Here is a 12026-nt window from a genome sequence, read left to right as displayed (position 1 = left end):
GGTAGGGTGAATAGCCCGAGGGGGTCGCAGTGAAAAGGCCCAAGCGACTGTTTAGCAAAAACACAGGTCTGTGCGAAGCCGTAAGGCGAAGTATACGGGCTGACGCCTGCCCGGTGCTGGAAGGTTAAGGGGAGCGGTTAGGAGCAATCCGAAGCTGTGAACCGAAGCCCCAGTAAACGGCGGCCGTAACTATAACGGTCCTAAGGTAGCGAAATTCCTTGTCAGGTAAATTCTGACCCGCACGAATGGCGTAACGACTTGGGCGCTGTCTCAACGAGAGATCCGGTGAAATTTTAATACCTGTGAAGATGCAGGTTACCCGCGACAAGACGGAAAGACCCCATGGAGCTTTACTGTAACTTGATATTGAACTTTGGTACGATCTGTACAGGATAGGTGGGAGCCATTGAAGCATGAGCGCCAGCTTGTGTGAAGGCGACGTTGGGATACCACCCTGATCGTATCGGAGTTCTAACCTAGGACCATGAAACTGGTTCGGGGACCGTGTCAGGTGGACAGTTTGACTGGGGCGGTCGCCTCCTAAAATGTAACGGAGGCGCCCAAAGGTTCCCTCAGAATGGTTGGAAATCATTCGGAGAGTGCAAAGGCATAAGGGAGCTTGACTGCGAGACCTACAAGTCGAGCAGGGACGAAAGTCGGGCTTAGTGATCCGGTGGTACCGAATGGAAGGGCCATCGCTCAACGGATAAAAGCTACCCTGGGGATAACAGGCTTATCTCCCCCAAGAGTCCACATCGACGGGGAGGTTTGGCACCTCGATGTCGGCTCATCGCATCCTGGGGCTGAAGTAGGTCCCAAGGGTTGGGCTGTTCGCCCATTAAAGCGGTACGCGAGCTGGGTTCAGAACGTCGTGAGACAGTTCGGTCCCTATCTGTCGCGGGCGCAGGAAATTTGAGAGGAGCTGTCCTTAGTACGAGAGGACCGGGATGGACGTACCGCTGGTGTACCAGTTGTTCCGCCAGGAGCACCGCTGGGTAGCCAAGTACGGACGGGATAAGCGCTGAAAGCATCTAAGCGCGAAGCCCCCCTCAAGATGAGATTTCCCAATTTAGTAAGACCCCTTGAAGACGACGAGGTTGATAGGTTCGGGGTGGAAGCGCAGCAATGCGTGCAGCTGACGAATACTAATCGGTCGAGGGCTTATCCTAAACAACACGCTAAATGTTTCATGACTTGTCTTTCGCATCCAGTTTTCAATGTGCAACACACATTGATTGGTTTTAAACGTGATCATGGCCCGTTGGTCAAGTGGTTAAGACACCTCCCTTTCACGGAGGTAACAGGGGTTCGAGTCCCCTACGGGTCACCATACCATTTTCGGAGGCTTAGCTCAGCTGGGAGAGCATCTGCCTTACAAGCAGAGGGTCGGGGGTTCGATCCCCTCAGCCTCCACCATTATGATTTTGAATACGGAGCTGTGGTGTAGAGGCCTAACATGCCTGCCTGTCACGCAGGAGACCGCGAGTTCGAATCTCGTCAGCTCCGCCATTCTTTCATTATGTGCCGTTGTAGCTCAACTGGTAGAGCAACTGACTTGTAATCAGTAGGTTGGGGGTTCAAGTCCTCTCGACGGCACCATCTTTTTCAAAAAAAATATGCGGTCGTGGCGGAATTGGCAGACGCGCTAGATTCAGGTTCTAGTGGTGTAACAGCCGTGGAGGTTCGAGTCCTCTCGACCGCACCATATTTTTTTGCGGACGTGGCTCAGTGGTAGAGCATCGCCTTGCCAAGGCGAGGGTCGCGAGTTCGAATCTCGTCGTCCGCTCCATTTTTATTTCGGGACGTAGCTCAGCTTGGTAGAGCACCTGGTTTGGGACCAGGGGGTCGCATGTTCAAATCGTGTCGTCCCGACCATTATATGATTTACAGTATGTCTGAACTTGCTCAGCAATTGGAGCGCAAGAGCAGGCTTTTTTATTTGGAAACGACACATAAGAGCGATAGCTTATACATATGAAAGAAGCTTGCAGTTCCACATGAAAAGTGGCTCTGCAAGCTTCTTTTTTTATAGGAATACAACAGGATTAAAGTAGCAGATTAGTTAACCGCAGAAATGGGGTTCCTGATGACTTTGACTTCGTAAAATGTAATCGTATTGGAGATGATGTAGTCCGGTGTTCCCCCGCGACGGGAATGAGCTTCACGGAAAGCGTCGCTGCGAGTCCAAGCATTGAAATCCTCTTTCGTATTCCAGCGTGTAACAATGGATACCTCCTCGTAGTCTTTCGTTTTCTCTGTCAACAAAACCTCAAGGCCAAGGAAGCCCTCTGCTTTTTCTACATCGCCAACGCGATCAAAGCGTTCAATCAGCTTGTGGGCATTGCCTTTTGTAATATGGGATGCATTCGTAACAATAATCATTTTAGTGTCCTCCTGATTTTTTCTTGGATTCGGGATAATAAGGGGATAACCTTCATCAAATTTGATACGGGCATCCATGTTATACACATCTTTTAAAAACTCGGAAGTTAGTACAGTTTGTGGTTCCCCTGTCATGGCAATTAATCCGCGTTTCATAGCAATCATATGGTCACAGTATGCAGCTGCTTGTTGGAGGTCATGTAAAACCATAACAATTGTAATCTGATGATCCCGATTAATCTGCTGCAGCATCTCCATCACATCGAATTGATGGGCAATATCGAGATAAGTAGTAGGCTCGTCGAGCAGAAGAATATTCGTTTTTTGTGCTAACGCCATGGCGATTCGTGCTTTTTGCTGTTCACCTCCAGATAGAGTGTAAAACATTTGGTGCTGGTAACGCTTAGTGCCGGTAATGGTTAGTGCCCAATCTATGATGTCATTATCTTCGTAAGTCATTTTGTTTTTGAACATAGGCTTGTGAGGCGAACGTCCAAAGGAGACGAGTTCACGTACCGTTAGGTCGGGAATCATTTCTTTGGATTGCGTAAGCATTGCGATATCTTTGGCAAAATCTTTGGATTTGTAGCTTTTAAGCGGCTTCTGATTAATAAAGACTTCGCCCTTATCTGGCGTAAGCAGCTTGGTAATGACCTTCAGCATCGTGGATTTGCCTGATCCATTAGGACCAACAATGGCCGTGATTTTTCCTGAAGGAATAATCATGTTGGCATCTTCCATTTCGAACGCGCCGACGGATAAGCCTACATTTTCGATATTGATAGCAGCATTCATCGTATTGCCCCCTTTTTACGTAATAAATAAAGAAAGAATGGTGCCCCTAGACAGGCGAGAAGAATGCCTACAGGAAGCTCAATCGGATCAAACCAGGTACGTGCGAATGTATCTGCTAAAACGACTAACGATGCTCCACCGACGATAGAAAGCGGCAGGAGAAAGCGATAGTCGTCTCCGATAATTAAACGAACGGCATGTGGGACGACAAGGCCAACAAAACCAATTAATCCAGCTACGCTGACGGCAGCTCCGGCTAACAGTGCAGCCAAAATAATGAGCAGGAAGCGCTGGATCTGAACTTTTTGGCCAAGCAGTTGGGCGGAGTCATCGCCAAGCAGCAGCACATTGGCAGGCTTAATGGCTAGGAAGCAGAGCAGCAGGCCTACTATGGCATAAGGTGCCATGAAGGAGAGATGGCTCCAGCTTCTTCCGTTCAGCCCACCTGCAAGCCAAGGTAGAACCGATTGGACACGGTCGCTATAGACGACCATAAGTCCATTTGTTACAGCTCCGAGCAGTGCATTAATGGCTACACCTGCTAGCACGATTTTGATAGGCGAGGTCCCTTTGTCCCATGCGCTCAAATAGATCAGCAAGCAAGTAATGCTCGCGCCTAAAAAGGCTGCTATTGGCAGCATATAGCCAAGCTGCGGAAGAACAACCATTGTGATAACAGCTGCAAGGCCGCCGCCAGCGGAAACCCCGATAATGCCGGGGTCCGCCAGAGGATTGCGCATTACACCTTGTAGAAGAGCGCCTGATGCAGCTAAGCAAGCACCTACCAGCAGGCCAATAATGACACGCGGCATTCTTAAATTCATAATAATGGTTTCGTAACGGGGATCGGCATCGGAAGTGAGTACCTGGCCAATCTCTTTTAACGTAATAGGGACAGAGCCGTAAACGAGACCGAAATAAGTAACGAGCAGCAAAATAATAGGCGCAATTATGATAGACCATTTGCGCCGGCGGCTTCGCTCTGTTTTATTCATGGCTGCTTCTTCTCTCGATCTAGCATTTCAATCATAAGGGTGAGCGCATCTGTTATACGGGTCCCCGGGTTTGTGCCGAACAGGTCGGCAGGCAGCACTTCGATAGCATTGTTTTTTACAGCATCTAGTCCATTCCAGGCAGCATTGCTTTGCATTTCCTTAAGAAAGGCATCCTTTACCTGATCCGGATTGCCATGCGTCATAATCATGACAACTTGCGGATTGGACTGAACAATTCTTTCTGAGTTGAGCTGGGCATATTGTGGATAGCTTTGAAGTGCTTCGTAGTCGGAAGCAATATTTTCCCCGCCTGCCATCTCCAAAATATTGCCGCTGAGGGAGTTGGGCAGTGCAGCCATAAAGGTACCAGGAGCGCCGTATACTAATAGAGCTCGCGTCTTGTTCGTGCTGGCACTTGCAGCAATTTGGCTGAGCTTGTTATCAATTTCGGCAATAAGCTCTTCAGCGCGCGACTGCTTTTGCAGAAGCTGGCCTAGCAGCGTAATCTGCTTTTTAATATCGTCTATAGAATTGGCTGAGGAAAGCACCATCTTGGCTCCAATGCTCTCTATAGTGGGGATATCCTTCGTATTCATAGGATTGTTGCCCAGCACGACATCCGCTTTCAAAAACGCGATTTTCTCCAGATCAACCTCGTGGGTAGATCCGATTTGTTCTACTGCCTCTGCTTCTTCGTTGCTTAATGGAACGGAGGAGGTTGGCCTGCCGACGAGAGTTCCCCCGAGGGCATAAATAATATCGGCTTCTCCATTGCTTAACGCTACAATATGCGATGGGACAGCAGCAAATGTTAATTGCCTTCCTGCAAAATCGGTTATGGCTACGGCATTCTGTTTTTCAGCATTGCTCGTAACCCCTTGTGCAGCGTTCGAATCAACAGTTTGCGAGCAACCTGCTGCAGCTAAGAGAAGCAGAGCCAGCATCGCAGGGTATAAAATTTTCATATAATCCTCCCAATCCGATCTGATAATGATTATTATTATTAAAATAATGATATTGTAAATGATAATCAATGTCAATAAGAAATAACCAATATATAGAAAAAATAATATTGGCATTGAAAAATTAAATTCATTCTTTTAAAAATTTGATTATCGTATTTTAATGTGAAAATAGAAAATAATTATATTTTATCAGTGAAATATAAATCATATCTAAAGCTTTAAAATCATATAAAGAAAAATAAAACAAAAAAATATTAAAATAAGTGATTGACAAAATTAATACAGTTACGTTAATATCAAGTTGTCGGGCAGCTGAGAAACCATTTGCTAGACATCCTAAAGAGCTGTGAAGGGCATGATGAGCAGACTTAGGAAAGGGGAAGAGAAGGTATTTTTTTTGACACTCAATTGATAATGATAATCATTAACTTGATTGTTGTCTACCTTTTCTAAACTATTTTTTTCCATACGACAGGAGAGGAGGAGAAAGACTTCATTCGTAAACTCCCAATATCAGCATTCTTAATTATTTGTTTTATGATTCTTCTTGCAGCGCCGGCGGCCTATGCGCAGAGCATGGTAGACGGTACATATACGATTGATTATGTCATCAAGAAAGCTGAAGACGAATCGGCATCTATGGCAAATGATTATTGGGAAAAGCCTGCCAAGGTTATCGTTGAAAACGGAAAAATAACAGTGCAGCTGCAAATTAATCATAGTGCTTGGGTAACAGAGTTTAAAGTTCCTGGCGGTGGAGGTTACGTGAACACGAAGGTTATCAGCAGCAGTAAGGCTAATGATACGCGGGTTGTGCAGTTCAGCGTAGACGATTTGTCCCAAGCGATGCTGTCTAAAATTCATGTCACAGTTCCAGATATTGATTATGATCATGACTACACTATACGTTTTGTGTTTGATGCGAATAGCCTGAAGCTTGTAAGCAAGGCAGAAACTCCTGCGACAGCGGAGACCACTCCTAAACCTGCAGCGTCTGCGGAAACAAAGCCGACTGCCACACCGACTCCTAAGGCGACTGCTTCCCCGAAAGCGACCAAGGCGCCTGCTAAGGATGGAAATACTGGGGCAGCAGCTATACCAAAGGCTTCTGCTCAAGCAACGCCAACTGCTGCTGAAGAAAAAGGCACAGCTGACAACAGTGTAGTGGAAAGCGCTACCCCATCATCGACAGAGCCTGCGGAGGCAGCAGCAAGCGCATCTCCTGAAGCTGTAGAGACGCCGGAAGCGTTAACTGATGCAGCTGCTTCTGCAGAGGAGGCAACTGCTTCACCAGAGGAAGCGGAGAAGGCAGTATTGGGAGCGGGAACAGACAAGTCTGTTGAAGCTGCCAGTACAACGGAGGCCGAAGTAACGGCTGAGGATGCTGGCAAGGCTAATGTCGCTGATACCGTTTCTGTAGAAGCTGCGGCAGAGGTAGAACCGCTTCAAGAGCGCTCCAATCATTGGGCGACGCCACTCGCGGTTGTTGCTATCGTTATTTTAGCAGGAGCTGCTATGTATTTTTATCGTAAGAACAAAACCAAAAACTAATAATAGGGAGTGTTTATAATTATGATTAAATCGTTCAAAAAAATGATGCCTTTGATGCTGCTGGTTATGGCTGTTGCACTAGTTGTTCAAGTAGGTTCCGCTTTTGCGGCAACTTCACTGAGCTTTACTGTTTTGAAACCAGACGGCACAGTTTCTTATGCTAATGCATATGCAAACAGCCCTGCAAGCCTTGCATCAGATAATAAAACAGTTACATTGTCCTTTGCTGGCGGCAGCTACATCAACTCGCTGAGCATTTCCAATGACGGCGGTGCTACTTACACGGTTGTTTCTGCAACTACGCTTGCAAACGGTGATAAAGAATTTACTTTCGAAGTAAATAATTTAAATGCTGATACAGTTGCTAAAATCCATGTTACAGTGCCGCCATTCCCAGGCTACCCTAATGGCTACAACACTGTTCATGACATCAAATTCGGATGGGATCTGTAAGATCATTTGCACTAATTAAACAAAGATAGAGTACTAAGAACGGTCTGATTTATACAGACCGTTCTTTTGCCGGGTGAATCAGCATGTTAGGGAGTTACAGTGCCTAGTAAGCAAGACACAGAGATAGCGGAAATAAATGAACTGTTAAAAGGAGAGTAAGTAGGGTGAAAAAGCAATATACAAAAGTGGTAGCATTGCTTCTGGCATTCGTGTTAATGCTGCAAGTAGCAAGCATAGGTCCGATTGCTCAAGCGGCAACTACAACGGTGCCGGACGGAGAATATCCAATCAACTTTCGTTATTTGAAAGATAACACCAATGAAACCTCGATTTTAGAATCGATGGTTGTCGTACCTAATACAGGTAAATTAATTGTTAAAGATGGTAAGGCTCAATTTGAAAATGAATTTTTTAACTATACAGCATTTAAACATTTTTCTGCACGAATGGAAGGGCAAGCGAAAGCAGCAGTAAATGGTCAAACGATTACAGGCATGGATGGTTATAAAGCAGTAACGCCGGTCTTGCTTGGTGATGGAACGAACCCGGATTCTGTTAAAGCGCGAATCGATATAGCCGATTTGAGCCAGCGTCAGGATGTACTGGTGCATATTGTTATACCGGCTGCAAGCTATGATAGCTGGTACAATCTGCAGCTCGATTTGGATACAACAACGCTTCCTACTGGTCCAGTAGATGGCGGCGGTGACAATGGCAGCGGTAGTGAAACGGTAACACTTGAAAAGCTGAATGAGCTTTTTACGGTTACGAAATCCGTCTATGAAAGCACTTATGAAGGTACAGGAGATGGCTTCTATCCAGCTAGCTCCAAAACTAAGCTTTATAATGCCATTCAATTGGCAGAGGGTATCGCTGCATCTGCTGGCGGAAATATTGAGCTGATTAAAGCGGCCTACGCCATTCTAAATGAGGCTAAAAAAGAGTATGAGGCTGGACGGATTAGCGTCAGCAAAATTGCCTTGTTCCAAGCTATAACAGATGCAGGGGCATTTGCTGCTACGGTTAAAAATTCCGGAACGGCAGATAATGGAGGTGGAACAAGCATTGTAAGCGATGGCGAGTATCCATTTAATTATGAACTACGTATGCAAAACGCTATTAATACGGCGAATGGCTGGGCTTTTAACAAGGATGCTACCCAAAAACAAGTCAATGATGCCGTACTTGCCTTGCAAACGGAGGAGGCATTCGTAAAAGGCAGCCGCTACAATGCGCAGGTTATCGATCTCATTGTTCTGAACTCCCTTGCAAGCGATGCTGAAATTTCGGAGTTTGCAGGAGATTTTGCTTCGCAAATTACGTTGCTGCAAGGTATGGTCAAACATACAGTTGCCAATATTTCGTTTAAAACAGCGGTTGACGAGTCTGCTTTGAAAGCTTCTTCCCCATCGAGAAACGGCGGATTTTCGACTACCATCTCCCCGCCATTTTATAAAGTGAACAGCTTGTCTGATGCAGACAATACGATCTATCAGGTGGCAGTGAGAAATGATAATGCAACGGATATTACATTCCAAGGACTTTCGTACCTGGTCTACAAAACGGATTCAGTAACGAAATCCGTCTATTTCAGCTATAACTCAGAACAGTTTAAGACGTTAAACGCGACAATAGAAGAAGCCCAATTGGTACATGATCAAGCGACTGTCGGTACAGAAGCTGGTCAATACGATAACAACACCAAAGCAGCGCTTCTTACTGCTATTGAGGCTGCTACGGCGAAAGCTGAGCAATTATCGGCGACAAGACCGCAATTAATCAGTGCCAACACAGCACTGGAGCAGGCAGTGACGGCATTTAAAGCATCAGCGAACCGTCAAATTAATTATGCAGCGCTACATGCAACTAATCAGGCATTCTCCAGCATGGATAGCTACTTCCTGAAACCGGCGAACGTAACTTCATTTGATGGTTCCACATATGTAAGCTTTACGATCAAAGATAGCAGTATCGTTACAGCCTTCAAAGTTAAGGAAAACGGCGTACTAGTTGATTCTACGATTGTAAGTACAGATACAGCGGCTAATACAAGAGTAGTTAAGTTCAAGGTGAGTGATTTGACGGCGCTGCTGGACGCTCAGGTTCATATTTCTATGCCATTGGTTAAAGATCCAAGAACAGGACAGCCTTATGAGGCGGATCACAATATTCGCTTGAGCTTTGGTACGGGTGATGCTACAGCTTTGAAAGCAGGCATAACTGCGGCCCAAAAATTGCACGATGAAGCAGCTGAGGGAACAGTAATTGATAAATACCCTGCAGAGGCAAAAACGAAGTTGCAAACGGCAATCAATGCAGCTAAAGCTATCACAACGAATCCGGTAGCAACTGAAGCACAAGTAAAAGACGGAAGCTCTGCTCTGGAACAGGCGGTTACTGCGTTTAAAGCTGCAAAAGTTCTAAGCAATGGCACTTACAGCCTGGTGCTTAAATCTTCTGATGAAGGCATTTCTGATCATTTGGAAGCCTCAGGAGTTTTGACGTTCAGTGGCGGAAGCAGCGTGATTAGCTTCACTCCTAAAGCGGGAGTAACGATTAAGAAGCTGAAAAATAATGCAACAGGAGCAGAAATGTTCCCTATAGGCTCGACTGGCGGAGCAAACAATGCCGCTTCGCTTACAAACGCTGTATTTTTGGCGGCAATTGTAGCTGGTACGCCTGTTAAATTCACTGTTCCAAATCTGACGGACACGTATTCACTTGTGCTTGGAGTTAGCGGAGCAATAACGGATGTGGAATATGCGGTTCAGTTTACCGATATTACGAAAACAGCTGATGCTCCTGTTGTCGAATTGCCAAATACGACGGTTCCAGGTCAACTGGCGAATGGAAACTACTTCCTGCAATATGAAATTAAAAAATACGACACGGAAAATGAGTCCGTTATGCAGGGCTACGTAGTCTCCCCAGGATTGCTGAAAGTTTCGGGCAGCACAAAAACATTCTATATGACGCTTACGAAGGACAAGGAAATTACAGGGCTCAAATTTAATAACAATAATGTTAGTGTCGAAAGCAGAGATACGGTAAATAACACGCGGGTTGTTTACTTCAATGTTCCGAACCTTAACAGCACGATTGATGGCTGGGTTAAAATTGATTGGCCAGAAGTGAACTATCACCACGAATATGATATTCAAATTAAGTTTAAACCTGAAACTCTTGTATCAACATCCGGTTCTGTAGCACCTGGTGTAGGCGATGTAGAAGTCGTTGAAGGGACAGATCCGAATGCCGGCAAAGATGACCTCAATGAGCCTGTTGTAACGGACTTCAAGGATATTCAAGGCCACTGGGCAATAGCATCCATTGAAAAAGCGCTGGAGCTTGGTATCGTTAAAGGTTATTCCGATGGCAAATTCCGTCCGAATGGCGTTGTGACTCGTGCTGAGTTCGCTGTTCTGATCAGCCGTGCATTGAAACTCACGGACGGATCGACAAGTGCGACATTCAATGACAGCAAGCTAATTCCAGCTTGGGCGAAGACGCATATTGACCGTGCTGCGAAAGCAGGCTTAATCTCTGGCTATGCGAACGGAACGTTCCTTCCGAGTAGAGAAATTACCCGTTCGGAGCTGGCCTCCATTATCGTAAGAGCAGCTAAGCTCGATATTGATGAGACGAACGAGCTTAGCTTTGCAGATGCAGCCTCGATTCCGGATTGGGCGAAAAATGACATTGCCGCTGCTGCAAAAGCCGGTTATGTTCAAGGCAAAGGCGACAACAAATTTGAGCCGCTTGCTCATGCAACAAGAGCAGAAGCATTGACGCTGATCATGAAGCTTCTGGAAACGACATAGGCTGCTGCTAGGGCTCCATACACAAGTGAAGCAAAACTGACAAGGATGCCGGGAGACCGGTATCCTTGTCATGTTCTCATGAAGGGAGTTAGATCAACGGATGAATAACGCTTTTGGCAAAATGCTTGGGCTGCTCGGATTGCTAGCCCTGCTTCTATTAGCCGCCTGCTCGGCGACAGGAACGGACCCTGCTGCAGAGCAGCAGGGGGCTGGCCACTCCGCACAGGCCGAGCAAGCGGAACAGGCGAAGAATGCGGCCGAGCCGGCTGCTTCTCCTGCAGCAGAGCAGCGCGTCGTATCGACGACCGTCGCGATTACGCAAATGCTTGATGCGCTTGAAGTTGAGCTTGTCGGCGTGCCCACCAGCTCAAAGACGCTGCCTGCCCGCTATGACCAAGTGACAAGGATAGGCAATCCGATGAGCCCAGATATGGAGCTCGTCAAATCGCTCAAGCCAACCGAAATATTGTCGGTGACGACGCTGGAGTATGACCTGAAGCCGGTTTTTGAAGCGGCGGGGATGCAGGCTGATTTTCTCAACCTTACGAGTGTGGAAAGCATGAATGATGCTCTTGAAAAACTGGGCGAGACGTACAATAAGCAAGTACAAGCGCAAGCCATCATCGATAAGTTCGAGCAGAAGGTTGCAGACATTCATGCAGCTACCGCTGAGAAGAAAAAGCCAAGCGTATTGATTTTGCTAGGGGTGCCTGGCAGCTATCTTGTTGCGACTGAGCATTCGTACATCGGTGATTTGGTTCGGCTTGCTGGCGGCGTCAACATTGTGCAAGGTGAAAGTGTAGAGTTTTTGGCTTCCAATACAGAATATTTGCAGCAGTCGAATCCGGATGTGATCCTGCGTGCCGCCCATGGCATGCCGGAGGAAGTTGTGAAAATGTTCGATAAGGAATTCCAGAAAAACGATATTTGGAAGCATTTCAGCGCCGTACAAAACGGCCGAGTATATGATTTGGAAGAAGCATTATTCGGAACGACGGGTAATTTATACGCTGTAGATGCTATCGACACTTTGATGGGGATGCTCTATCCATAAGCTAATATAG

Annotated in this window: 7 protein-coding genes, 7 tRNA genes and 1 rRNA gene (1 of these 15 only partly in view); 12 read left to right on the top strand and 3 right to left on the bottom strand. The window is 46.4% G+C overall.

What is annotated here, in order from left to right:
• The 8 genes from MHB80_RS24815 to MHB80_RS24780 all read left to right on the top strand — a co-directional run.
• Positions 1-1169 (top strand): 23S ribosomal RNA (locus MHB80_RS24815) (it extends 1766 nt beyond the left edge of the window).
• Between the two features lie 86 nt (positions 1170-1255).
• Positions 1256-1330, top strand: a tRNA-Glu gene (locus tag MHB80_RS24810).
• Positions 1331-1340: 10 nt separating this feature from the next.
• Positions 1341-1416 (top strand) — tRNA-Val (locus MHB80_RS24805).
• 16 nt (positions 1417-1432) lie between these two features.
• A tRNA-Asp gene (locus MHB80_RS24800) sits at positions 1433-1509 on the top strand.
• A gap of 14 nt (positions 1510-1523) precedes the next feature.
• Positions 1524-1599 (top strand) — tRNA-Thr (locus MHB80_RS24795).
• 19 nt (positions 1600-1618) lie between these two features.
• Positions 1619-1705: transfer RNA gene (locus tag MHB80_RS24790), tRNA-Leu, on the top strand.
• 9 nt (positions 1706-1714) lie between these two features.
• A tRNA-Gly gene (locus MHB80_RS24785) sits at positions 1715-1789 on the top strand.
• Between the two features lie 9 nt (positions 1790-1798).
• Positions 1799-1875: transfer RNA gene (locus MHB80_RS24780), tRNA-Pro, on the top strand.
• A gap of 183 nt (positions 1876-2058) precedes the next feature.
• On the opposite strand, the gene isdG is transcribed toward MHB80_RS24780, so the two are convergent.
• From isdG to MHB80_RS24765, 3 genes are read right to left on the bottom strand one after another with little or no spacing between them, the layout of a single operon-like run.
• The gene (gene isdG, locus MHB80_RS24775) at positions 2059-3177 is read right to left on the bottom strand and encodes a heme oxygenase (RefSeq protein ID WP_341279468.1); all 1119 of its coding nucleotides are present in this window, start codon (positions 3175-3177) and stop codon (positions 2059-2061) included.
• On the bottom strand, positions 3174-4172 hold the full coding sequence (locus MHB80_RS24770; protein ID WP_341279467.1) for an iron ABC transporter permease: 999 nt from the start codon (positions 4170-4172) through the stop codon (positions 3174-3176). Before MHB80_RS24770 ends, isdG begins: the two co-directional genes overlap by 4 nt.
• A complete protein-coding gene (locus tag MHB80_RS24765) occupies positions 4169-5137 on the bottom strand; it encodes an ABC transporter substrate-binding protein (protein WP_341279466.1) in 969 nt (322 codons plus the stop codon). The genes MHB80_RS24770 and MHB80_RS24765 overlap by 4 nt, the downstream gene beginning before the upstream one ends.
• Positions 5138-5593: 456 nt before the next feature.
• On the opposite strand from MHB80_RS24765, the gene isdC reads away from it, so the two are divergent.
• The 4 genes from isdC to isdE all read left to right on the top strand — a co-directional run bounded on the left by isdC (position 5594) and on the right by isdE (position 12016).
• The gene (gene isdC, locus MHB80_RS24760) at positions 5594-6688 is read left to right on the top strand and encodes a heme uptake protein IsdC (protein WP_341283069.1); all 1095 of its coding nucleotides are present in this window, start codon (positions 5594-5596) and stop codon (positions 6686-6688) included.
• A gap of 21 nt (positions 6689-6709) precedes the next feature.
• On the top strand, positions 6710-7141 hold the full coding sequence (locus MHB80_RS24755; RefSeq protein ID WP_341279465.1) for an NEAT domain-containing protein: 432 nt from the start codon (positions 6710-6712) through the stop codon (positions 7139-7141).
• Between the two features lie 164 nt (positions 7142-7305).
• Positions 7306-10962 (top strand): NEAT domain-containing protein, encoded by a 3657-nt coding sequence (locus MHB80_RS24750; RefSeq protein ID WP_341279464.1) that lies wholly within the window; start codon positions 7306-7308, stop codon positions 10960-10962.
• A 100-nt stretch (positions 10963-11062) separates the two neighbouring features.
• The gene (gene isdE, locus MHB80_RS24745; RefSeq protein ID WP_341279463.1) at positions 11063-12016 is read left to right on the top strand and encodes a heme ABC transporter substrate-binding protein IsdE; all 954 of its coding nucleotides are present in this window, start codon (positions 11063-11065) and stop codon (positions 12014-12016) included.
• The last annotated feature ends 10 nt before the right edge of the window (positions 12017-12026 follow it).

The sequence above is a fragment of the Paenibacillus sp. FSL H8-0537 genome (assembly GCF_038051995.1).
GTDB lineage: Bacteria > Bacillota > Bacilli > Paenibacillales > Paenibacillaceae > Pristimantibacillus.
This window is presented reverse-complemented; position numbering and strand designations above follow the sequence as displayed.